This is a genomic window from Variovorax sp. P4_B11 (genome assembly GCF_056402355.1).
This window is the reverse complement of record NZ_JBFUHO010000015.1, coordinates 113426-134134: the sequence shown is the minus strand read 5'-3', so window position 1 is coordinate 134134 and position 20709 is coordinate 113426. Positions and strand designations below refer to the sequence as shown.

General features: G+C 62.6%; 22 protein-coding genes and 4 pseudogenes. 19 read left to right on the top strand and 7 right to left on the bottom strand.

The window, feature by feature from the left end; genetic code table 11:
- The 4 genes and pseudogenes from AC1DYD_RS16160 to AC1DYD_RS16145 form a co-directional block, all read left to right on the top strand.
- Nucleotides 1–217 (top strand): annotated as a pseudogene (locus AC1DYD_RS16160) (IS630 family transposase); the annotation flags it as partial.
- Nucleotides 218–436: 219 nt separating this feature from the next.
- Nucleotides 437–997, top strand: a complete 561-nt coding sequence (locus AC1DYD_RS16155) for a lipid-binding SYLF domain-containing protein (protein ID WP_478173761.1) — start codon at nucleotides 437–439, stop codon at nucleotides 995–997.
- Between the two features lie 306 nt (nucleotides 998–1303).
- On the top strand, nucleotides 1304–1777 hold the full coding sequence (locus tag AC1DYD_RS16150) for a hypothetical protein (protein ID WP_478173760.1): 474 nt from the start codon (nucleotides 1304–1306) through the stop codon (nucleotides 1775–1777).
- A 260-nt stretch (nucleotides 1778–2037) separates the two neighbouring features.
- The gene (locus AC1DYD_RS16145) at nucleotides 2038–3012 is read left to right on the top strand and encodes an ABC transporter substrate-binding protein (protein ID WP_478173759.1); all 975 of its coding nucleotides are present in this window, start codon (nucleotides 2038–2040) and stop codon (nucleotides 3010–3012) included.
- On the opposite strand, the gene AC1DYD_RS16140 is transcribed toward AC1DYD_RS16145, so the two are convergent.
- Both AC1DYD_RS16140 and AC1DYD_RS16135 read right to left on the bottom strand, forming a co-directional pair.
- A complete protein-coding gene (locus AC1DYD_RS16140) occupies nucleotides 3006–3194 on the bottom strand; it encodes a hypothetical protein (protein ID WP_478173758.1) in 189 nt (62 codons plus the stop codon). The genes AC1DYD_RS16145 and AC1DYD_RS16140 overlap by 7 nt on opposite strands.
- 8 nt (nucleotides 3195–3202) lie before the next feature.
- Nucleotides 3203–4186 carry a Bug family tripartite tricarboxylate transporter substrate binding protein gene (locus AC1DYD_RS16135; protein WP_478173757.1) on the bottom strand — a complete coding sequence of 328 codons (984 nt, stop codon included), beginning with the start codon at nucleotides 4184–4186 and terminating at the stop codon, nucleotides 3203–3205.
- Nucleotides 4187–4300: 114 nt separating this feature from the next.
- Here AC1DYD_RS16135 and AC1DYD_RS16130 point away from each other — a divergent pair, with 114 nt between their 5' ends.
- The 3 genes from AC1DYD_RS16130 to AC1DYD_RS16120 all read left to right on the top strand — a co-directional run bounded on the left by AC1DYD_RS16130 (nucleotide 4301) and on the right by AC1DYD_RS16120 (nucleotide 6909).
- On the top strand, nucleotides 4301–5212 hold the full coding sequence (locus AC1DYD_RS16130) for a LysR family transcriptional regulator (RefSeq protein ID WP_478173756.1): 912 nt from the start codon (nucleotides 4301–4303) through the stop codon (nucleotides 5210–5212).
- Nucleotides 5213–5291: 79 nt separating this feature from the next.
- Complete coding sequence (locus AC1DYD_RS16125) at nucleotides 5292–5639, top strand: RidA family protein (protein WP_478119639.1); 348 nt, start codon at nucleotides 5292–5294, stop codon at nucleotides 5637–5639.
- A gap of 34 nt (nucleotides 5640–5673) precedes the next feature.
- A complete protein-coding gene (locus AC1DYD_RS16120) occupies nucleotides 5674–6909 on the top strand; it encodes an NAD(P)/FAD-dependent oxidoreductase (protein ID WP_478173755.1) in 1236 nt (411 codons plus the stop codon).
- A 161-nt stretch (nucleotides 6910–7070) separates the two neighbouring features.
- Here the strand turns inward: AC1DYD_RS16120 and AC1DYD_RS16115 are convergent, their stop codons facing one another.
- Entirely contained in the window at nucleotides 7071–7385 is a 315-nt protein-coding gene (locus AC1DYD_RS16115; RefSeq protein ID WP_478173754.1) for a BON domain-containing protein, read from the bottom strand.
- A 285-nt stretch (nucleotides 7386–7670) separates the two neighbouring features.
- Between AC1DYD_RS16115 and AC1DYD_RS16110 the strand changes: the two genes are divergently transcribed.
- The 5 genes from AC1DYD_RS16110 to AC1DYD_RS16090 all read left to right on the top strand — a co-directional run bounded on the left by AC1DYD_RS16110 (nucleotide 7671) and on the right by AC1DYD_RS16090 (nucleotide 11857).
- Nucleotides 7671–8390 (top strand): Crp/Fnr family transcriptional regulator, encoded by a 720-nt coding sequence (locus AC1DYD_RS16110; RefSeq protein ID WP_478173753.1) that lies wholly within the window; start codon nucleotides 7671–7673, stop codon nucleotides 8388–8390.
- A 345-nt stretch (nucleotides 8391–8735) separates the two neighbouring features.
- Nucleotides 8736–8894: a DUF3309 family protein gene (locus tag AC1DYD_RS16105; RefSeq protein WP_478173752.1), complete on the top strand. Its 159-nt coding sequence runs from the start codon at nucleotides 8736–8738 to the stop codon at nucleotides 8892–8894.
- 83 nt (nucleotides 8895–8977) lie between these two features.
- Complete coding sequence (locus AC1DYD_RS16100) at nucleotides 8978–9733, top strand: sensor histidine kinase (RefSeq protein WP_478173751.1); 756 nt, start codon at nucleotides 8978–8980, stop codon at nucleotides 9731–9733.
- Between the two features lie 648 nt (nucleotides 9734–10381).
- Nucleotides 10382–11173, top strand: coding sequence for a hydroxyacylglutathione hydrolase (locus AC1DYD_RS16095; RefSeq protein WP_478173750.1), 792 nt, complete (start codon nucleotides 10382–10384; stop codon nucleotides 11171–11173).
- 24 nt (nucleotides 11174–11197) lie between these two features.
- The gene (locus AC1DYD_RS16090; protein ID WP_478173749.1) at nucleotides 11198–11857 is read left to right on the top strand and encodes a class I SAM-dependent methyltransferase; all 660 of its coding nucleotides are present in this window, start codon (nucleotides 11198–11200) and stop codon (nucleotides 11855–11857) included.
- Between the two features lie 64 nt (nucleotides 11858–11921).
- On the opposite strand, the pseudogene AC1DYD_RS16085 reads toward AC1DYD_RS16090, so the two are convergent.
- From AC1DYD_RS16085 to AC1DYD_RS16070, 4 genes and pseudogenes are all read right to left on the bottom strand, one after another.
- A pseudogene (locus AC1DYD_RS16085) lies at nucleotides 11922–12305 on the bottom strand (MBL fold metallo-hydrolase); the annotation flags it as partial.
- Between the two features lie 1177 nt (nucleotides 12306–13482).
- On the bottom strand, nucleotides 13483–13965 hold the full coding sequence (locus tag AC1DYD_RS16080) for a MarR family winged helix-turn-helix transcriptional regulator (RefSeq protein WP_478173748.1): 483 nt from the start codon (nucleotides 13963–13965) through the stop codon (nucleotides 13483–13485).
- 98 nt (nucleotides 13966–14063) lie between these two features.
- On the bottom strand, nucleotides 14064–14756 hold the full coding sequence (locus AC1DYD_RS16075; RefSeq protein ID WP_478173747.1) for an alpha/beta hydrolase: 693 nt from the start codon (nucleotides 14754–14756) through the stop codon (nucleotides 14064–14066).
- 456 nt (nucleotides 14757–15212) lie between these two features.
- Entirely contained in the window at nucleotides 15213–16166 is a 954-nt protein-coding gene (locus AC1DYD_RS16070; RefSeq protein WP_478173746.1) for a quinone oxidoreductase family protein, read from the bottom strand.
- Nucleotides 16167–16520: 354 nt separating this feature from the next.
- Between AC1DYD_RS16070 and wrbA the strand changes: the two genes are divergently transcribed.
- The 7 genes and pseudogenes from wrbA to AC1DYD_RS16035 all read left to right on the top strand — a co-directional run.
- Nucleotides 16521–17120, top strand: coding sequence for an NAD(P)H:quinone oxidoreductase (gene wrbA / locus AC1DYD_RS16065; RefSeq protein ID WP_478173745.1), 600 nt, complete (start codon nucleotides 16521–16523; stop codon nucleotides 17118–17120).
- Nucleotides 17121–17145: 25 nt separating this feature from the next.
- Nucleotides 17146–17589: an ester cyclase gene (locus AC1DYD_RS16060; RefSeq protein WP_478173744.1), complete on the top strand. Its 444-nt coding sequence runs from the start codon at nucleotides 17146–17148 to the stop codon at nucleotides 17587–17589.
- A gap of 9 nt (nucleotides 17590–17598) precedes the next feature.
- A complete protein-coding gene (locus tag AC1DYD_RS16055; protein WP_478173743.1) occupies nucleotides 17599–18369 on the top strand; it encodes an SDR family NAD(P)-dependent oxidoreductase in 771 nt (256 codons plus the stop codon).
- A gap of 18 nt (nucleotides 18370–18387) precedes the next feature.
- Nucleotides 18388–19242: a fumarylacetoacetate hydrolase family protein gene (locus AC1DYD_RS16050; RefSeq protein WP_478173742.1), complete on the top strand. Its 855-nt coding sequence runs from the start codon at nucleotides 18388–18390 to the stop codon at nucleotides 19240–19242.
- An 11-nt stretch (nucleotides 19243–19253) separates the two neighbouring features.
- Nucleotides 19254–19501: pseudogene (locus AC1DYD_RS16045) on the top strand (3-keto-5-aminohexanoate cleavage protein); the annotation flags it as partial.
- 115 nt (nucleotides 19502–19616) lie between these two features.
- Complete coding sequence (locus tag AC1DYD_RS16040; protein ID WP_478173764.1) at nucleotides 19617–20276, top strand: hypothetical protein; 660 nt, start codon at nucleotides 19617–19619, stop codon at nucleotides 20274–20276.
- A 13-nt stretch (nucleotides 20277–20289) separates the two neighbouring features.
- Nucleotides 20290–20636, top strand: a pseudogene (locus AC1DYD_RS16035) (fumarylacetoacetate hydrolase family protein); the annotation flags it as partial.
- Nucleotides 20637–20709: the final 73 nt, after the last annotated feature.

Below are 20709 nucleotides of genomic sequence, written 5' to 3'. Positions count from 1 at the left end.
GTGGCTGAACATGGTCGAGCGCTTCTTCCGCGACATCTCGGAGAACCGCATCCGGCGCGACAGCTTCACCAGCGTGCCTGAGCTGGAATTGGCGATCGATCTCTATGTCGAGCACCACAACGCCAACCCCAAACCCTTCATATGGACCGCCAGCGCGACCGACATCCTGGCCAAGGTCACGCGAGCCAAGGCCGCGCTGGCAAGGAGTACAAGATAAGTACATATCTGAGTGGCGCACTGCACTAGGGACCTCGCTGTCTGGAAGGAAGGCATGGGCACCGCCGCCTCGCTGGGCGTGGACTTCCCTTGGTCCAATAGCCGAGGTGACCAGATCTGTGGGAACATGCGGACGGGTCGCTCGCAGGGAGAGTGCCTCCGAGGCGGACTCCCTCGTGCCTATGAGGCGGATCTGCACGACACGTGAAAGGAGAACGCAATGAAACGTCGCAAGCTACTCGTCATCGGTGCATCGCTGGCATCGTTGCTGGCCCGCGGTGCCTACGCGAAGGACAAGTCCGCCAAGCAGGCCGAGGTCAGGGCAAAGGCCAAGCAGGCGCTCGAGGACTTCTACAAGGCCGATGCCGAGATCAAGAACGCGGTAAGCAAGGCGCCCGGTTACGCCGTGTTCACGACCTACGGTCTGAGCTTCGGCCTTGGTGGAGCGGGCGGGAAGGGCATAGCGCACGACAGCAAGTCCAAAAAGGACACGTACATGGACATCGCTCAGGCGAGCGCTGGCCTGCAGATCGGGGCCTCCGACACGCGCTATCTTTTCGTGTTCAAGGATGCCAAGTCGCTGGCCGACTTCATCGACAACGGCTGGGATGCCTCGGCCGGCGCTGCCGCGGGCGCAGGCACCGGCAAGGACGAGGCCAATATCAAGGCGGGTGCTGTCGCCTTCTCGGGCGGCACCGCTTACGTGCTGACCAAGGCCGGCCTACAGGCGGGGGTGTCCCTCGGAGGCTCGAAGGTCTGGAAGGACAAGGACCTGAACTAGGGTTCGGACGTGGATCGCGCCGTGCGCTCGACCGCGCCGAGGGCCTGGGTGTAGAAGGAGATCGCATCTCATGAAGCATCGATTCAGAGCACGGGCTTCCAGATCTCCGGAACAGCATCACGCGAGCATTTTGCGCAGGTGCCGCGGCGCAAGGCTGGCAAGGCCCACAAGCCCTCGCGTGCCGAGAAGCACTCTGCGCAGGCGGCGGCCCTGCAGGCCGCGAGTAGAGCGCCGAAGAAGTCAGCGAAGACCTGAGAAGGCTCTCAGGCGCCGCGCGTGCGCACAGAAGGTGTAAGAGGAGGGCGAATGCGCAAGCGGATAATTAATCAAGATTCTCAAAATGTCGTACCCGCTGATCAAGGATGGCTAGACTTGCAAAGCCTGGCGGAAGTTGAACTGACGTCCGAAGACCAGGCCAACCCGATCGAGGCGGCGCTGGTATCCGGCGCCGGTTTGGGCTGGCGAGCGGCACAAGCCGGGGAACAAACGATCCGCCTGTTGTTCGACGAGTCGCAGAGGGTGAGGCGTATTCAACTACTGTTTCACGAAGATCAGCAGGCGCGCACGCAAGAGTTCGTGATGCGGTGGTCGTCGGATGGCGGTCAATCTTACCGGGAGATTGTGCGTCAGCAATACAACTTCAGCCCGCCAGGTGTGACGCGCGAGTTTGAAGACTATGCGGTCGACCTCGCCGACGTGACGACATTAGAACTAAGAATCGTTCCGGACATAAGTGGCGGCGATGTTCAGGCATCGGTTGCACAGTTACGCATCGCATAATCGATGCGAGTGGCCCGCTTATCGTTCACAGATTGAAGGGGCAACAGGAAGGTCCGGTCCTGGCCGTTGGCCGGTCCAGCGCAACAACGATCCGGCACGGCCACAAGCGGTCGCCCACAGAAGTCCGCTTTCAGGCGCGGCGCCGTTGAGTGGCTGCGCCATAGACCACCCATCATCGAATCCATCGGGCTGCGAACCTCGCCCCTCGCATCGTGGAAGCGTAGTATGAGGGGACGTTCATTTGTCGATGAGGTGATTCAGTGACGGATCGGCGAGCGTTCATCGGCGGCGTCGCGGGTGGCCTTCTCGCCTCGCCCCTCGTCACCTTCGCGCAGCAGCACACAAAGCTGCGCCGGATAGGAATTCTCGACAGCATCTACGGGACACCTTGGGACGCCTTTCGCCGAGTACTGCGCGAACTGGGCTACGTCGAAGGCCGCAATATCACAATGGAGTGGCGATGGGCGGAAGGGAAGGCTGATCGGTTTCCCGAGCTTGCTACCGAGCTCGTTGAATTGAAGGTGGACCTCATCGTCACAGCGAGCACGCAGGCGGCCCTGGCCGCCAAGCAGGCGACCAGCTCCATTCCGATCGTCATGGCAATCTGCTCTTATCCCGAAAAAATGGGCCTCGCCGAGAGCCTCGCGCACCCCGGCGGCAACATCACGGGATTTAGTAACATCGCACCGGAACTCATAGGCAAGCGTCTCGAACTGCTCAACGCGATCGCACCAAAGGTCTCCCGCGTCGCAGTGCTGTGGAATCCGGCAAGCCGGATCGAGCAATACGGGTTCCGGGAAGTGCTGGCGCGTGCCGCTGTGGTCGGCGTTGACATCCAGTCAATCGAGGTGCGTACGCCAGACGACTATCCCGCGGCCTTCGCGACCGTGACTGCCAGCCGAGCAGAGGCCTTCCACGCCTTCGGTAATCCAGTCAACTTCATGCACCGGCAGCTCATTGCCGACTTCGCGTTGAGGAACCTGCTCCCGAGCAGCTACGAAGCGAAGGTGTTCGTTGAGTCAGGCGGTCTCCTGTCGTATGGGCCAAGCTTCATCGACCTTTTCCAACGCGCCGCGAGCTACGTCGACAAGATCCTCAAGGGTGCAAATCCCGGCGACCTGCCGATCCAGCTACCGACGAAATTCGAGTTCGTGATCAACTCGAAAACGGCGAAAGCGTTGGGGCTGACGATTGCCAGATCGCTGCTGGTACTCGCAGACAATGTCATTCAGTGACTCGCAGCTATTGCCGCGTTTAATTCATGCCGGCCATTGCGCGACGTCCGTTCGATCTGCTGCCGGTGGACTACTACCACGTCGTCTTCACCTTGCATGGCCTTGCTGCCGATGAGGCGTCGCAGTTCGACAGCCGACTTCTCGACCAACTCGTGGCCGGTGGTGACGGGGATGCTCATCATCGGATCGCTCAATCCGCCGTGATGTTGGCGCGGCGAGCCAGTGCGCGCATCAAGGGCAGCTCGCGATTGATGAGTTCGGCCATCGCGGCGGAGCCCGCGAAGGTGGGCTCAAAGCCCTGGGCCACCAGCTTGGCGCGCGTGTCGGGGTCGTCCATCGCCGCTGCAAGGGCTTTCTCCAGCTTCGTCTTGACCTCGGGCGGCATACCCTTCGGGCCGGCCAACGCGAGCCATGTGTCCATGTCGATCTCCGGATAGCCACTCTCGGCCATCGTGGGCACGTTCGGCAGCAGTGCTGAGCGCTTGGCGGTTGTCACCGCGATGGCCTTGATCTTGCCGCCGCGAAGCTGAGGAATCGCCGCCGACACGGTGTCCACCGTAAACGGAACCTGTCCGCCGATCAGGTCGGTCATGGCTGGTGCGCTGCCCTTGTAGGGCACATGGGTCATCCTCAGATGGGTGGCCGACAGGATGGCTTCGGCCGCGAACTGCGAGGTCGTGCCGGTGCCGAACGAGCCGTACGCGTACTTGCCCGGCGACGCTTGCACGTAGTCCACGAACTGCTTGACCGATTGCGCCGGCACTTGAGTGTTGGCAAGCAGGATCAGGCCGCTGCGGCCGGCGATGCCGACAGGGTCGAAGCTCTTGATCGGGTCGTAGGGCAGGTTGTTGCGGATCGCAGGGTTGATGGTGAATGTGGTTCCGGAGCTCACCAGCAGCGTGTAGCCGTCCGCCGGTGCCTTGGCCACGTACGACGCGCCGATGATCGTGCCTGCGCCTGCGCGGTTATCCACGATCACCGGCTGGCCAAGGAGGGAGCCGAGCTTTTGTCCGATGACGCGTCCCATCACGTCGGCGCCGCCGCCCGGAGGGAATGGAATGACGAGCGTGATCGGGCGGGAAGGGTAGGCGTCGGCGGCCAAGGCCGGCACTGCGAAGAGGGACGTCAGCAGGCAGGCGAAACCAAGCAAGGTCTTTTTGAATGTGGGGGTCATAGTGGCTCGGTCAATTGGCACGGTTTGTCATGCTAGGCGGCGCCATACTCACTAACAAGCGCAACCATTAGAATCTTTCGTTGCCGAATCGGCATTCGACAACAAGGAGGCAGGATGCAGGGCAGGGTGTTGCAGGAAACGGCTGTGCGCTACTTTCTCGAAGTCGCGCGAACCGGCTCGGTGAAAGAGGCCGCGCTCAAACTGAATGTTGCGCCCTCGGCGGTGAGCCGCCAGATTGCCCGCCTCGAAGCCGATCTGGACACCTTGCTTTTCGAGCGGCGAGCGCGTGGGATGGTGCCCAATGCCGCCGGCGAACTCTTGGCGGCGCATGCGCAGCGAGTGCAGCAGGACATCGAGCGGGTCACCGGCGAGATCAGCTCCTTGCGCGGTCTACGGGCGGGCAGCGTGCGCCTCGTCAGCGTGGTCGGGTTCGCGTCCGAGTTCCTCCCGACGCTGATCGCGCGGTTTCATCTTCGCTATCCGGGCTTCAAGTTCCACCTCGAGGTGTGCCCCAGGGGCGACATCCCGCGTAGGATCCGCGACGGCGAGGCCGACATCGGCATCACGCTCAGCGGCGTGCCCGAGGCGCGGATCCGCGTCGAGCTGCGCCACCCTAGCCCGGTGCTCGCGGTCATGTCGCCCGGCCATCCGCTGGCTGGGCAGCGTCAGGTTTCGCTGAGGCAGGTGGTCGGCTATCCGCTCGCGCTTCCGCCCAAGGACACCTCGTTGCGGCAGTTGCTCGAGATCAGCTGCGGCCGCCAGGGCCTGCAATACACCGCCGCGCTGGAGAGCAACCAGTTCGATGCGCTAGTGAGTTACGTCGCGGCTTGCGACGCCATTGCGTTCTATGGCGAGGCCTCGATCCGGACCCGCCTCCAGCGTGGAGCGATCGTTGCAGTCCCCCTGCGAGACCGCGAGATGAACGAACGCCATCTCGAAGTCCAAACGATGGCTGGGCGCAATCTGCCGGATGCGGTGAAAGCGTTTACCGAATACCTCGTCGAAGCCTTGCAGGCTCCGGATTGATTAATCGGTTTCCTTTTTGGCAACGGTAGCTTCTGAATATTGCATCCACGGCACTCCAACGAGCCCGGAAAATGGCCACATGAGCACTACATCTGCCCTTCCATTCTCCAAATTCCGCACCGCCGCCGACCTTGTGTTCCTGTCCGGAGAGGTGCCGGTGGCCGCTGACGGCAGCATCCCCGAAGGAATCGAGGCGCAAACCAGATTGACGCTGGAGCGGATCGCCGCGACCTTGTCGACCGTGGGATTGGGGCTGTCGGACGTGGTGTCCGCCACTGCATTCCTGACGCACAAGGAGGACTTCGCTGCCTTCAACGCGGCCTATGTGGCTCATTTCTCCGAGCCCCTCCCGGTGAGGGCGACAGTGTGTACCGGGCTGCTGGCTCCTTCGCGGATCGAGATCAGCGTCATCGCAGCACTGAAGTAGTAACTGCTCGCGATCGGCGAGTCACTGAACACTCATGAGCTCTGAAATCCTGGTCCTAGGCGCCGGTATGGTGGGCGTGAGCACTGCCCTCGCGTTGCGGCAGCGCGGCCACCAAGTCACCTTGATGGACCGCCGCAGCGCCTGCCGGGAAACCTCGTATGGGAATGCCGGCATCATCCAGCGCGAAGCGCTGCTGCCCTATGCCTTCCCGCGCGACTGGCGCTCACTCGTCAAGGTTGCGCTCGGGCGCGGTAACGATGTGCACTACCATCTGTCGGCGATGTTGGGGCTCGCACCACGGCTTGCCCGCTACTGGAGCAACTCGGCGCCGGACACATACCGACCGATCGCGCAGGCGTACGGCAGGCTCATCGAACACTGCCTGTCCGAGCACGATGCATGGATGCGCCTCGCCGGCGCGCAGGATCTCGTCAGCAAGAAGGGCTGGTTGCAGGCCTATCGGACGCCGTCCTTGCTGGATGCAGCAGGAGCACAGGCGCGGGAGCTGGCGGAGCACAACGGCCTTTCATGCGAGCTGCTCGACGCCGCCGCGCTCGCGCGAACGCAACCTGCGCTGCGCGGGCAGATGGCCGGCGCGATCCACTGGAAAGACCCGTGGTCAGTCTGCGAGCCGGGAGAGCTGGTGGAGCGCTATGCCGCTTTGTTCAAGCAACTCGGCGGCAGCTTCGCCATCGGCGAAGCCCGCTCCCTGCACGAGCAACGCGGCGGCTGGGCGGTGCGAACGGCGGATGGCGGGCTCGAAGCCGAGCATGTGGTGATCGCACTCGGGCCCTGGTCCGACGAGGCCACCCGTGCGCTGGGCTACCGTCTTCCGCTGTTCATCAAGCGCGGCTACCACCGGCACTATGCGGAGGGCACAACGCTTGCCATGCCGATGCTGGACGTTGAACTTGGCGTGATGCTTGCGCCGATGAAGTGCGGCACGCGCATCTCGACCGGAGCGGAGTTTGCAAGGCGCGACGCGCCCGCCACACCCGTGCAGCTGTTCCACGCGGAAAGGTCCGTCCGGCAACTCCTGGATCTCGGCTGGCCCGTCGAAATGAACCCTTGGCTCGGCGCGCGGCCCTGCACGGTCGACATGAAGCCCGTCATCGGGGCGGCGCCCCGGCATCGCGGACTGTGGTTCAACTTCGGCCACGCGCATCAAGGCTTCACGCTGGGCCCCGCAAGTGGGCGGCTCCTTGCGGAGCTGATGACTGGCGAATTGCCCTACATCGATCCGGCACCTTACTCGCCTCGTCGATTCTGACGGTCTTCCCGATTCAGACCGGCTCGACCAACCCGGCCGCAGACGGGCAATCGCGGGTTTCAGGAGCGTGTGCGCACTGACCACGCGTCGGACAACAATCGGCCACAACCAGTCATTCGAACCAGACTGCGTTTGTAATCGCCCAGTCCGGGTTCCAAGGCTCAAGGTCGCACGGCAATCTCGTTCTTAACCGCCTTAACGCCTTTCACACTGCGCGCAATGCTTTCCGCCGTGGACTTCTCGGCGGCGTTCTTGGCGAATCCAGCGAGCATGACCGTCCCGTTGAGCGTTTCGACCGAGATGCTGGATGCGTCGACGAGCTTGTTCTCAACAAATCGGCCCTTGACCGTCGTGGTGATGCCTGCATCGTCGATATAAGCCCCGGTGGACTCCTGCCCCCTGGTGACAGCACAGCCCGACATGGTAAGCAACGCCACGGCTGTGAGCGTGGCGGAAATGGTGGCGCGAATAGTCATTTTGAATCTCCTGCGAACTTTGATCTGCCAACCGCCCCGATCGGCCGGAGCAGGGCCTCACGCCAAGCACATTGAAGCCCACTCATCGTTGATTCCCCTTGATAGGGACTCCAGCACACCGACGTGTCCCCTTGTCCATCAAAGGCGAAGCGCCTGGATCAACCCAGTGTTGCGATCGCTCCGGCTGCCGTCTGTGCACTACCGAACACAGGTGATATGATTTGAATCAAACCGTAGACGTTGGCGGTCGCCGTAGCGATCCTCAGAGCCACGCTGGATACGAAAATGCTGGTGCTTTCAGACCCCAGGTCGAATCGCCTCCTTGCTGCCCTGCCCGATGCCGAATGGCAGCGCTGGCTCCCGCAGCTGGAAGCGGTCGAGATGCCGCTGGGACAGGTGCTGTATGAGTCTGGCAGCACATTGAGCCACGTCTACTTTCCAACCACCGCCATCGTCTCCTTACTGTACGTGATGGAAGACGGCGCGTCCGCGGAAATCGCCGTCGTCGGCAATGAAGGCATCGTGGGTATCTCGCTCTTCATGGGCGGCGAGTCCACCCCCAGTCGAGCGGTCGTGCAAAGCGCCGGTCACGGCTTCCGGCTCAAGTCTCAGGTGCTCAAGGAGGAGTTCAACCGGGCTGGACCGGTCCTGCACCTGCTGCTGCGATACACCCAGGCGCTGATCACACAGATGGCGCAAACGGCGGTCTGCAACCGGCACCATTCGCTCGATCAGCAGCTGTGCCGTTGGCTGCTTCTGAGCCTGGACCGGCTACAAGGCAGCGAGCTGGTGATGACACAGGAGCTGATCGCCAACATGCTCGGCGTGCGTCGCGAAGGCGTGACCGAAGGCGCCCTCAAGCTCCAAAGGGCCGGCCTGATCAACTACGCGCGCGGTCACATTACCGTGCTGAACCGGCCAGGGCTCGAACAGCGGTCCTGCGAGTGCTACACGGTGGTCAAGAAGGAGTACGACCGGCTCCTTCCGAAGTGCGTCGCGACCTAGCTGCTGACGCAGCAACTGGGCAATGACCGAGGACGGCAAGGATCAATGCTGCGCACATCGGGTTCTCGTCCACCGATAGTGCAACCCGACTTTCGCACGCTGAGCCGAAATTCCGCCGTGCTACCAAGGGGCCCTGGCACGCCTGGTTGCCTAGAGCACCAACGAATCAAAGTTGTGTTCGGTAGCGTACAGACCCACGCAACGCACGGGGATACCGTGGCCTTGCTGGCAGTTTCGCGACCCGCTCGGATTCGAGGGGCTGGCAGTGTGGAAAGATCGTGAGAAGTTCTCATGTCCGAGACGTGCCACGAACTTCACTTTCCTGCAATTTCAAGGAGAAGCGCCATGAGTCTAGGCACCATTCTTTTGATCGTTCTGATCCTGATGCTGATCGGCGTGATACCCACCTGGCCGCACAGCAGAAGCTGGGGTTATGCACCCGTTGGCGGTTTGGGTCTCGTCTTGCTCATCGTCCTCGTGTTGGTATTACTGGGACGGCTATGACAGATCGATCCAATCTGTCGCCGGCCAGTTGGCCGCCTTTGCGCTGAACGTTGATGAAATCCGACTCGGTTAGAAGAGGCCCAATGCCACTTGACCTAAATTCGATCCAAACGCGCGAGCCGCGCTTGGAAGACCTCGCGACCTATCTGCAGCGGGCTCGGGAGCAGGAACGTGCGCACCTCGCCCTCGAACTTCATGATGAACTCGGTGCACTGCTGATGGCAGCCAAGCTCGATGTGGCCTGCCTGAAAGCGAACTTGGGCTCTGTGCCTCCAGAAATCGCGCGACGCCTTGCGCACCTGGGCGAAATCCTCAATGGAGGCATTGCGCTGAAACGCAGGATCGTCGAAGGGCTATGTCCCTCGACGCTCGCCCACTTGGGACTGGTAGCCTCACTGGAAAGCTTGGCGCGCGATTTTGGCTTGACCTCCGGGATCGAGATTAGGACTGATCTCGAAGCGGTGAGCCTCGACGAATGGGCCCAACTCGCGGTGTACCGACTCGTTCAAGAGTGCCTTACCAATGTCGCCAAGTACGCGGGTGCCACCAAAGCACAGATCGTTCTGGAGAACCGCCAACGGGAAGTGATGGTCGTCGTGCTCGACAACGGCACGGGGTTCGATGTCGAGCATGTGTCTGACACTCATGGACTGAGGGGGATTCAGCATCGCGTTGAGGCCTGCGGCGGCCTATTTTCGGTGACTTCGGCCCCAGGGCAGGGAACTCGTGTCGAGGCACTGCTGCCCGGGGGACTCGCTGGAACCGAAGTCAAGGCTTTCGAATTCGACAGCACCTCGACGACTCGACGATCCGCAGCGAATCCGGCAGTCATGCAATAGGCTGGGCGCCAAGCGGCGGAACGGGATCTTCGGCATCGTGCGCCTCATGTCGAAGTTCGAGCTACCGGTATCGGGAAGGGCGAGTGACCGGAATGGGCCCACAAGAGCCGCTCAGCAGACACAAGGGATGCCCTGAAGCGGCCGTTGGGTTCCGCCTGGCCGGCGAACGTAGAACCGGAAATGGTGACGCACCCCGTTGAGGACACAGGAAATGCTGTCGCGGTCGCCACCGCCGCACGACATCAAACCTTCGCAAGTGCGCGTCGCGCTTGATGGTAGGGAAGGGGATTTGGTGACGCGCGACAGTGTCATGCCGACACAGAGAGTAGTTGGAGCCAATGCGACACTGTTTGTGCTCTAGTTTTCGGATAGCGAAACGGCGCGTGTTGTCGCTGGCTTCAAAGGAACTTCCGAAGAGCCCAGTTCTGATCAGGGCGTCGTGCGGGACGGCCGCGCCGCTCATCCGTCTACCACTCGATGACCGGCGGCACCGCGCAGATGGCGCAGGCGGCTCCAGAGGGCGCACGCGACGAACCCGGCGTCTTGGGCTTCATGGTGGATCAGCGTAATGCCATGGCGCCATCGTGTGGCGATCAGGCCCGGGCGGCGCACTTCCTACAATGAACACTTCATCTTTCGGAGCCAGCGATGATCGTCGAGCGCATCTGGACCGGAAACGCCTACCGCAACTACAACTACCTGATCGCATGCCCCGAGAGCGGTGAGGCGCTCGCGGTCGACCCTCTGGACCACCAGAAATGCCTGGCCGCCGCGCAGGCGAAGGGCTGGCAGATCACGCAGATTCTCAACACGCACGAGCACCACGACCATACCGGCGGCAATGCGGCCGTCGTCGCCGCGACCGGGGCCAAGGTGATCGCGCATCACCGTGCCGGCGCGCGCATTGCTGACGTGAATCGCGGCGTCAAGGCCGGCGACGTGATCAAGGTCGGCAAGACCGTCGAGCTCGAATGCATGGACACGCCCGGCCACACCATGTGCCACATCTGCCTGCTCTCCCACACCGAGCAGCCGGCGCTCTTCTCCGGTGACACGCTGTTCATCGCGGGCGCGGGCAACTGCCACAACGGCGGCAATCCGGAAGACCTGTACACCACCTTCGTCGATCAACTCGCGAAACTACCCACCGAAACCCGTGTCTACCCGGGCCACGACTACATCGAGAACAACCTCCGGTTCACGCTCGCCCGCGAGCCCGACAACGCCGCCGCCCAGGCGCTGCTGCCCAACGTAACGGGGCACGATCCGGCGATGGTACGCGTCACGACGCTGGGTGAGGAGAAGCAGTTCAACACCTTCCTGCGCCTCTCCAGCCCGAGTGTCATCGCCGCGCTGCGCGAGAGTTTTCCGGAGCTGCCCGAACAGCCGGATCCGAAGACGGTGTTCCTCAAGCTGCGCGAATTGCGCAACACATGGTGAACCGCCCGCGAAGGAGACAGCCCCATGCCGCACCGCAGCCTGCACGTCGACGACGTGCTGTACCAGTACCTGATGGACCAGTCGATCCGTGAGCATCCGGCTCAAGTGGCGCTGCGCGCGGCCACCGCGTCCCACCCCCACGCCGGCATGCAGATTGGTCCCGACCAGGGTCAGTTCATGGCGCTGCTGGTCAAGCTCCTGGGCGCGCGCCGGGCGATCGAAGTTGGTGTGTTCACCGGCTACAGCGCGTTGACCGTTGCGCTCGCCTTGCCTGACGACGGGCGGCTGCTCGCCTGTGATATCAGCGATGAATACACGCGTGTCGGCCGCCCGTACTGGGAGCAAGCTGGTGTGGCGCACAAGATCGACCTGCGCCTGGCCCCGGCGCGCGAGACGCTCGACGCGCAACTGGCCACCGGCGCCGCCGGGCAATACGATTTCGCCTTCATCGATGCCGACAAGACCGGCTACGACGCCTACTACGAACGTTGCCTGCAACTGCTGCGTCCTGGCGGGCTGATCGCCATCGACAACACACTGTGGAGCGGCAGTGTGGCGCGGCCTGCGAAGGACGCCGACACGGCGGCATTGCAGCAGCTCAATACCAAGGTGCGTGACGACCAGCGGGTTGACATGTCGATGCTGCCGATCGGTGACGGCCTGACACTTGTGCGAAAGCGCTGAGCGCTCATCCACGGAATCCGTTGGATCGGCGAGTCCTGCTGCGCCCCAAGCGAGCGATCCGCCTTCAGGGCTGCTTGAGCCTGTACGAGGCCACGTCATCGGCGTCGATCTCTTTGGTGGCTTCGTGGCGGCAGATCAGAAAGTTCAGGTGCGCGATGCTTTCGCCGGTGGCCATGCCAAGCAGATTGGGTTCCGAAGTGATAGGGCGGCCGAACAATTGATCGAAGACGTCGAAGGCACGCTTGGGTTTGGCAATCGATTCGCGCAGGCGGTCGAGCGCCCGATGCTGGCTGCGCGTCAGGTAGTCGAGTCGCGCATGCGGGCCACGAAACGGCTCGTTGTGTGCTGGAAGCACCAGAACGTCGTCGGGTATCAGCCGGCGCAACTTGTCGAGCGATGCGAGCCAGTCACCCATGGGGTCGGCATCGGGCTCGGTCGGGAACGCGGAATGCAACGGCGCCGTGTCGGCGGTGATCTACCAGCCCCTCATGAGGTTCTTCGAGGACAGTGCGAAGAAAGCCAAGGCTCCGATCGTGCGCGCCGACGCGCGGCGCGTGTCCTGGCTGCGACCGACGTGGCCACGTGACCAGGTCAAGCGCCAGAACCGGCTGCTGGTGCCAGTGGGCCCTTTGATGCGATCGGTTGTTCGACCTTCTTCCGGAAGGTTCAGTGGGAGGAATAAACCGCATGCGTGGACTTCTCGCGGCGAGGCGCGAGGGCTCCAAACCTTGGGATAGGGAGCTTGAGGCGCTTTTAGTGACGCAAACCCGTGGTGAGCGGACAAATAGTGTCGCAACCACGCTCGATTTGCGTCACTAAAGCCGGGTAAGTCTTGCCGCGCCTTGCGAGCCAATCGACGGAAAGGTGTCGCGTGACAGTCGTGCGCGACAGTACTGCTTGTTGAGCGCGACACCAATTCCTGTCAATTTTCCGCAATGCGGTACGGGCCGACTTAGGAGGCGTCAAAGCCCATGCGGCGGTTCCTCAGCCCGCCGGACTTCTGCGGTCGAACAGCATCAAGAGATCCTGAGCCAAAAAAGGCAAGCGGTGCGAGGGCGGCATCTCGTTGAGAAAGTATCCCTGAGACCTCAATGGCGGGCTACCGGTGCCCGGCGCCGATTCACGACCGTTGATCGAACCTGATTGTCGAGAGGTAGATGGGAAACAGAAGTAGGCGCACACATAGAAGTCGCAGGACGCTGAGCTCCTGAGCTCGAGATCATGCGGAGCACGACGCCGCGGCTTGGACGGCCGCCTTACCCCCGAGGCTTTCAACGGCAGGCTGGTCAGCGAATTCACCGTCGAGTACTTGTTCCAAGCCGGATCTTCGTATTCGTGGGATGGGCCCTGCGGGCCACGGTGCCCAGCGAGCGATGGCAACTGATGTTCTCAATCACCGGCATCCTCTATGGGCGCGAGGTCGTCCTGGCAGGCGAGAACCGCCCCTGCGTCTGCGGCACACAATCAATCTTGGGCGCAATCGATTCGACCGCCGCCTACAGCGACGGGTACTCCCCCCGATGCTCCTGCACCATGCGCACGGCGCGCTCGCGCACCGCCGGTGAGAACTTCAGTGTTCGAGCCTCCTCGAAACCCGGGGCGGTTCAGGCCGATCGGACGACCTGTCAGCGCTTGGCGTCTTCTTTGCGAAGGGTCCTCGTCAACTCCGAGAGCCTTTCCCGCAGGTCGCCACCTTCCGCCTGGCTCAGGCTGCAAGCGCTCACGAACGCGCTGCTGGCCTTCTCGGCCTTCTCCTGCAACTGTCGTCCCGCTGTCGTGAGCTCGACGACGAGATTGCGTTCGTCCTGTGGGTCTCGCCGACGGGTCAGAAACGAAGCCTCTTCCAGACGCTTGACCAAGGGGGTGACCGATCCGGAGTCAAGCCCAAGGCGTTCAGACAGGTACTTGAGGGAGACACCGTCCTGCTCCCAGAGGACGAGCATGACCAGGTATTGGGGGTAGGTGATGCCAAGCTCGGCAAGCAGGGGCTTGTAGCTCTGCAGCATTGCCAGCGAACTGGCGTAGATGGCAAAACAAAGCTTCTGGTCCAGGGTGGGAAACCTGCCCTGCCCTGCGCCCTGGGCCTTCTTCCTTGATCGTTCAACCATGCTTGCCTCTACGTTCGGAACCTTGAAGGTTATCAAACACGGTGCGCGGAGGTGCCCATCCGATCGGCCGGACGGCACCTCGGAATCCGGCGTGCCACTCAGTTGGATTGCTTCGCCGCGATGTCACGGGCCGCCTTCTCGATGATCTCGGCGACGGCCTTCGGCTGAGACACATACACCGCATGGCTACCCGGCACTTCAGTCACGCTCGAGCCGGCGCGTTGCGACATTTGTCGCTGCGCAGGTGGCGGAATCATCTTGTCGTCCTTGGCCACCAGGTACCAGCTGGGCTTCGAACGCCAGGAAGCTTCAGTGACGGCGCCGGAGAGAGCCTCCACGCCCCAGGGAACCTGTGAAGCCGCCATGAAGCGTGCGCGCTTTTCGCCGACGTCAGCGGCGAAAGAAGCCGCGAACTTCGCCTGGTCGAGGAAAAGGAAGCCATCTTGCGGCGGCAGGATGGGGGGCACGGGGGCTCCGGGAGGCGGATCCTTGATCAACGAGGCTACGGATTCGCCTTTGTCCGGCGCGAAGGCGGCCACATAGACCAGTCCCTTGACCTTGGGGTCATTGCCGGCTTCGGTGATCACCACGCCGCCGTAGGAATGGCCGACCAGCAGCACCGGGCCCTTTTGCGCGGCGATGGCGCGCGTGGTGACTGCGACGTCATCGGCCAGCGACGTGGTCGGGTTCTGGACAACGGTCACGTTGTAGCCGTCATCCCTGAGGATGTCGTGGACGCCTTCCCAGCCGGAGCCGTCGACGAAGCCGCCGTGGACCAGAACGATGCTCAATGCGATTGCACTCATGATGATTTCTCCTGGATAGATGAAGTTGAAGAGGAATGTGGGTCCTGCCACGGGGATTAATGTAGCGCGCTAATGATTAGCGCGCAATCATTAATCTGTAACTCATCGTTCGTCGATCGCGTCTCTCGCGCGCCCGAATGGGCATCAGTCGCGATCCTGTTGCGACCCGGCTCAGAACATCGTGTTCGTGTTGTTCGCCTTTTAAGGCAATGGCTGCAGCACGTCCCAATGCCCAAGGATCTTGCCTTCAGCATCGAAACGGAAGATGCCGACGCCAGCGGTTTCCTCACCGCCCCAGTCTTGGAACCGCTCGTGAACGAAGGCTTGATGAATGAGCCCGATCGCACAGGACCTGCAAGCGTGCCTGCCGGGGTGGAAGGCGTACTTCCACTGACGCAGACGCCCAAGGTCTGGCACCAAGGCCCCGGCAGGCGCGGCGAGCTAAGGCACCAAGATGGCGGTGCCCATGCGGCGACGAGCAGCAATATCTTCATGCGCACGCGCTGCATCCGACAGCGGGTATCGCGTGATGTCGATTTGCTTAAAGGTTCCAGCTCGAAGCGCGTCGAACACCGCAGCCGTCGCCTCGGCAAGCGCGTCGCCCTTCAGATGCTGCGCCATCGGCCCGCCGAGCACCTTCACGCCCCGGGCTGCGAGCGACGGCGCATCGATGTCGGGCGCGCCCGAGGCCGCACCGATGTTGACGATCGTGCCCCCGTCGCGAACGGCGTCTTTCGATGCCGCGAAGGTCGCCGTTCCGACGAACTCGTAGACGACGTCGACGCCTTGCGGCGCGATCCTGCGAATCTGCGCTGAAAGGTCTTTGTCGCTCGAGACCAATGCGTGGTCCACGTCGGGCCGCAGGGCGTCGCGCTTGTTCGAGCCTGCGGTGCCGATGACCGTGGCACCTCTGGCTTTGGCCCATCGCGCGAGCAACAGGCCGACGCTGCTGGACGCGCCTTGCACCAGGATCGTCTCGCCGGCCTGTAGTCGATGGAACCCGTTCAGGGCGGCCCAGGCGGTCAGGCCCTTGGTCAGTACGGCGGCCGCCTGCTCCGTCGAGACATCCTCGGGCAGCTTCACCAGCGCCTCGGCGTCGATCAGCCGATGGGCCGCGTAGCTACCCGCCGACAGGAAATAGGCCACACGGTCGCCGACTGCAAACTTCTCGACACCAGGGCCGACTGCTTCGACGACACCGGCCCCTTCGACCCCAGGGACCGAAGGCAATGCCACCGGATAGATCCCTTGGCGGAAGATCGTATCGATGAAGTTGACGCCGATGGCGTCGTGACGCAGGCGTACCTGGCCGGGGCCCGGCCCGCCGACGGACTGATCCTCCACATGGAGAACCTCGGGGCCGCCGTAGGCGTGAAAACGAATGACTGTGCTCATTGCGGACTCTCTGGTTGAGGGGAGAAGGGTTTCAGATCGATGCCGGGACGCCGTCTTCGGCGAGCTGCATGACTGAAGAGTAAGGTTCCGCAACCTATCGGACAAGCCTCATTATTTAGATGCTTTGCATCGACATAGACGATAGAACGCATGACCCTGAACGCGTACACCGAACCATCGATCTCGACGATGGATGGTATCGAGACAAACAGGCTTCCGCGAGAGATGACTGCCTTCTAACCTTCAGGCATGTCATTGCAACACGCAGCTCCAACGCAATCTGCGGACCCCTCGGCAATGACGTCTGTTCGCGGCCGCCGCTTTGGTCCGCATTCTGCAACTTAGGAGATCATCATGAGCAAAGTCCTTGTCCTGTACTACTCGTCCTATGGCCACATCGAGAAGATGGCCGAAGCGATTGCCGAGGGTGCGCGAAGCGCCGGCGCACAGGTCGACATCAAACGCGTACCCGAGACGGTTCCCACGGAGATCGCCAAGTCAGCGCACTTCAAGCTCGACCAGGCAGCCCCTGTCGCCACCATCGCCGAACTCGAAAACTACGACGCAATCATCGTTGGTACAGGCACGCGCTTCGGTCGCATGTCATCGCAGATGGCGGCGTTCCTCGACCAGGCCGGTGGGTTGTGGATGCGCGGCGCGCTGCACGGGAAGGTCGGCGGCGCGTTCAGTTCTTCGGCTACGCAGCACGGCGGCCAGGAGACCACGCTGTTCTCGATCATCACCAACCTGTTGCACTTTGGCATGACGATCGTGGGCCTGCCGTACAGCCACCAGGGCCAGATGAGCGTCGACGAGATCGTCGGTGGCGCTCCCTATGGCGCGACGACTGTCGCCGGTGGCGACGGGTCGCGTCAGCCGACGGAGATCGATCTCGCAGGCGCACGGCATCAAGGTGAGCTGATTGCCAAGGCGGCGGCCAGGCTGTTCGGTTGAGTTCAGACTTTCCTTGGAGAACATCATGAGCAGCAACTTCATCGCGGGTGAAGCGGCGAAGGCCGTTGTCCGCCGCAATACTGAAGAGGTTCAAGGCCGCGGCAACTACGCGCTCTTCGATGAGCTCTTTGCCGACGACTTCCTGGACCACACGCCGCAGCCCGATTGCACGCCGGACAAGGCGGGTGCCTTGGGCCTCTACAAGACGCTTCGCGCCGCATTTCCTGACTTTCATGCGGACATCCATTGGCAGCGGGTCGACGGTGACGTCGTGACGACCTACAAGACCTATCACGGCACCCACCAGGGCGCCATGTTCGGCATCGCGCCCACGGGTCGCAAGATCCACTTCGAGACGGTCGACGCAATGCGCGTACAGAACGGCAAGATCACCGAGCACTGGGGCGTGGCGAATCTCTTCTCCTTGCTGCAGCAGCTCGGCGCCTGGCCGCCGGCTGCGCAGGCGTAGGAGCCCGCCATGAGCGACATTCTCGAGGGCAAGGTCGTCATCGTTACCGGCGCCGCCAGCGGCATCGGCCGGGCGATCGCGATCGGCGCGGCACGACATGGCGCCAAGGCAGTGATCGTCTCGGACATCACCGAGACATCCAACGAAGGCGGGAGCACGACCACTTCGGAGATCGAGGCGCTCGGCGTCGTCGCCCGATTCCATCGCACGGACGTGAGCAAGCATGCCGAGGTCGACGCGTTGGTCGATGCTGCCGAGGAACTCGGCGGCGTGGACGTGATGGTCTGCAACGCGGGCATTACCCTGCGTTCGGACGGTGCCGATGTGGCCGAAGACGACTACCACCGGCTGATGGCCGTCAACCTCGATGGCGTGCTGTTCGGCGCGCAGGCGGCAGCACGGCAGATGAAGACGCGCCGTAAGGCCGGCAGCATCGTCCTGATGGCCAGCATGGGCGGGATCGTCGGCGCGGGCATGACCGTGGCGTACTCCACGAGCAAGGGCGGTGTCGTGCTGATGGCCAAGGCCCTTGCCGATGCGCTCGGGCCCGATGGAATTCGCGTGAATTCGGTCGCCCCCGGAACCGTCGACACCCATCTTCTGCGGACGAACCCTGGCATTGCCGCCGCATCCGAAGGTTTCAGGCAGCGGACACCGCTGCGTCGGCTGGGCAAACCGGCGGAGATCGCCGACGCCGTCGTGTGGCTCGGCTCTGACATGTCGAGCTACGTCAGCGGCATTGCGCTTCAGGTCGATGGCGGCTTGCTCTCGGTGATCTGACAACAAAGGAAACACACCATGCGACTCCTAGCCTTCAACAGCAACGGGCAGCTTGCACTCGGCCTGCGCGTCGACCAGGAAATCATCGATCTCACCGCCGAAGGCTTGCCTTCCACGCTGGACGATCTTCTTCGCGCCGGGTCTGCTGGACTGGAAGCGGCCAAGCGGGCGGCAGGGACGGCCAGTCGCCGACTGCATCTCTCGGACATCGCGTGGCTCCCGCCCGTCCATGCACCGAAGAAGGCCATCGCCGTCGGGCTCAACTTTGTCGACCATGTGGCCGAGAGCCGCTTTGAACCGCCGAAATACCCTGTGCTGTTTCATCGCTACCCGAGCTCGTGGGTCGGGCATGGCGTGCCACTCGAGCGACCGCATGTGTCGACCCAATTCGACTACGAAGGCGAGCTCGCCGTGGTGATCGGCAAGGCTGGCCGCTACATCGACAAGGCGCGCGCACTGGAGCATGTGGCCGGCTATTCGGTGTTCAACGACGGGTCCATTCGGGACTATCAGACGAAGTCCGCCCAATGGATGATGGGAAAGAACTTCGACCGATCGGGATCCTTCGGGCCTGAATTTGTCACCGCCGACGAACTGCCGCCGGGTGCGACGGGCCTGCGGCTGCAAACGCGCCTCAACGGCCAGGTTCTGCAGGACGCCAACACGCGCGACATGATTTTCGATGTCGAAACCCTGGTCGCCGTGTGTTCGGAACCCTTCGCACTCGAGCCCGGCGACATCATCATCGCCGGCACGCCTTCTGGCGTCGGCGCTGCGCGCAAGCCTCCGATCTTCATGAAGGCCGGCGATGTCTGCGAGGTCGAGATCGAAGGCGTCGGGTTGCTCTCCAATCCGATCGTCGACGGGGACTGAAGGGCAAACCAATGTCCCAGCCACGCAAAGTCATCATTACCTGCGCCATCACGGGCGCGATCCACACGCCTTCGATGTCGCCCTACCTGCCGGTGACCGCGGCGGAGATTGCCGAGTCGGCCTTGGGGGCTGCACGGGCAGGTGCTGCGATCGTTCACCTCCATGCGCGCGAACCGTCGAATGGACGGCCGTCGCAGGACCAGCGCTGTTTCGCGAGTTTCTTCCGCGCATTCGCGAGTCCTCCGACGTGGTCGTCAATCTCACGACCGGTGGCTCGCCTGCGATGAGTGTCGAAGAACGCCTGCAGGAATCAACCCCCTGCTCGACAGCGGCTGCATCGTCTCTGTCGATCAGGATTCACAGGAGTAGACAAGATGAATTCCGCAAACACGACCCAGTTGAACAAGGCGTTGAATACAGCCGACGCCCTCACACTGATGCACGTCCCTCCGAAGTTCGACGTGACGGAGTGGCCGAGGCAGGTAGAACTCTTCCTCGAGAAGACACAGAAGCCCTTGCATCGGGCAATCCTCAAGAACTATCTGCGTCACCTTCTGCTGGAAGTCGCCGGGTACTGGGATCGGATCATCGTGCCCGACCTCACGATCGACGAGCCCATGTACCGCGTGGGCGACCGCCGTGAGATGCGGGTCTTGTCGGGCAAGATCGCCGTCGAAGGTTTCTACAGGGAGGCGTTCGAGACCCGGCAGAACGTCATGGGCGCCCGCACGATGAACATGGGCGTGGAGGACTACGGCGTCACCACGGAGGCAGTCTGGACGCATGTCGTGCCGGGTGCTTGCCTCAAGGATCACAACGTCGATGCCGACCCCCATGCCCACTACCTGATGACCCATCATCTGTTCCAGATCTTCTCGTACACCAACGATCCGAAGCCGAAGCTGATCTCGGAACGCATCTACGACGACCCGGAAAGCTACACCTACGAGAAGCTCGACCCTGCGGACGTCGTGACGCCCGAAATGGCCCGCGAACAGTTGGCGCCGTTCCTCGCGCGAGCGACCCTGGACTAGCAGGGCCCGTCCCATGGCGTTCGTCTTTGGACCGGAGCCGCGGGTCAGCATCCCCGTCGCAGGAGACATGCTGCCTTCCCTGTCAGGCGCATCTACTGCGTCGGATGCAACTATGCCGCGCACGCTCGTGAGATGGGTTTCGACCCGGACTGGGAGCCGCCGTCCTTCTTCTGCAAGCCAGACAACTCGATCGTCGTGGCGCCGCCGGGAAAGACGGTCAGCCTCTCGTATCCATCTCGGAGCGCGGACTTTCAGCACGAGATCGAGCTCGTGATCGCCATCGGGAGGGCAGGGCGCGACATTCCTGTCCAGCAAGCCGAAGAACACATCTTCGGTCACGCGGTGGGCGTGGACATGACTCCCCAAGCCGTCGATCCCGCCGCTCATGGTCTGCCCACGCTCGACCTTGCCGACGCCTTCTGGAGTTCCGGTG

What these genes read in the sequence shown, in the direction of transcription:
- AC1DYD_RS16155 (WP_478173761.1), top strand. Translation starts at nt 437, where the DNA reads ATGAAACGTCGCAAGCTACTCGTCATCGGTGCATCGCTGGCATCGTTG.
- AC1DYD_RS16150 (WP_478173760.1), top strand. Translation starts at nt 1,304, where the DNA reads ATGCGCAAGCGGATAATTAATCAAGATTCTCAAAATGTCGTACCCGCT.
- AC1DYD_RS16140 (WP_478173758.1), bottom strand. Translation starts at nt 3,194, where the DNA reads ATGATGAGCATCCCCGTCACCACCGGCCACGAGTTGGTCGAGAAGTCG.
- AC1DYD_RS16135 (WP_478173757.1), bottom strand. Translation starts at nt 4,186, where the DNA reads ATGACCCCCACATTCAAAAAGACCTTGCTTGGTTTCGCCTGCCTGCTG.
- AC1DYD_RS16130 (WP_478173756.1), top strand. Translation starts at nt 4,301, where the DNA reads ATGCAGGGCAGGGTGTTGCAGGAAACGGCTGTGCGCTACTTTCTCGAA.
- AC1DYD_RS16125 (WP_478119639.1), top strand. Translation starts at nt 5,292, where the DNA reads ATGAGCACTACATCTGCCCTTCCATTCTCCAAATTCCGCACCGCCGCC.
- AC1DYD_RS16120 (WP_478173755.1), top strand. Translation starts at nt 5,674, where the DNA reads ATGAGCTCTGAAATCCTGGTCCTAGGCGCCGGTATGGTGGGCGTGAGC.
- AC1DYD_RS16115 (WP_478173754.1), bottom strand. Translation starts at nt 7,385, where the DNA reads ATGACTATTCGCGCCACCATTTCCGCCACGCTCACAGCCGTGGCGTTG.
- AC1DYD_RS16110 (WP_478173753.1), top strand. Translation starts at nt 7,671, where the DNA reads ATGCTGGTGCTTTCAGACCCCAGGTCGAATCGCCTCCTTGCTGCCCTG.
- AC1DYD_RS16105 (WP_478173752.1), top strand. Translation starts at nt 8,736, where the DNA reads ATGAGTCTAGGCACCATTCTTTTGATCGTTCTGATCCTGATGCTGATC.
- AC1DYD_RS16100 (WP_478173751.1), top strand. Translation starts at nt 8,978, where the DNA reads ATGCCACTTGACCTAAATTCGATCCAAACGCGCGAGCCGCGCTTGGAA.
- AC1DYD_RS16095 (WP_478173750.1), top strand. Translation starts at nt 10,382, where the DNA reads ATGATCGTCGAGCGCATCTGGACCGGAAACGCCTACCGCAACTACAAC.
- AC1DYD_RS16090 (WP_478173749.1), top strand. Translation starts at nt 11,198, where the DNA reads ATGCCGCACCGCAGCCTGCACGTCGACGACGTGCTGTACCAGTACCTG.
- AC1DYD_RS16080 (WP_478173748.1), bottom strand. Translation starts at nt 13,965, where the DNA reads ATGGTTGAACGATCAAGGAAGAAGGCCCAGGGCGCAGGGCAGGGCAGG.
- AC1DYD_RS16070 (WP_478173746.1), bottom strand. Translation starts at nt 16,166, where the DNA reads ATGAGCACAGTCATTCGTTTTCACGCCTACGGCGGCCCCGAGGTTCTC.
- wrbA (WP_478173745.1), top strand. Translation starts at nt 16,521, where the DNA reads ATGAGCAAAGTCCTTGTCCTGTACTACTCGTCCTATGGCCACATCGAG.
- AC1DYD_RS16060 (WP_478173744.1), top strand. Translation starts at nt 17,146, where the DNA reads ATGAGCAGCAACTTCATCGCGGGTGAAGCGGCGAAGGCCGTTGTCCGC.
- AC1DYD_RS16055 (WP_478173743.1), top strand. Translation starts at nt 17,599, where the DNA reads ATGAGCGACATTCTCGAGGGCAAGGTCGTCATCGTTACCGGCGCCGCC.
- AC1DYD_RS16050 (WP_478173742.1), top strand. Translation starts at nt 18,388, where the DNA reads ATGCGACTCCTAGCCTTCAACAGCAACGGGCAGCTTGCACTCGGCCTG.
- AC1DYD_RS16040 (WP_478173764.1), top strand. Translation starts at nt 19,617, where the DNA reads ATGAATTCCGCAAACACGACCCAGTTGAACAAGGCGTTGAATACAGCC.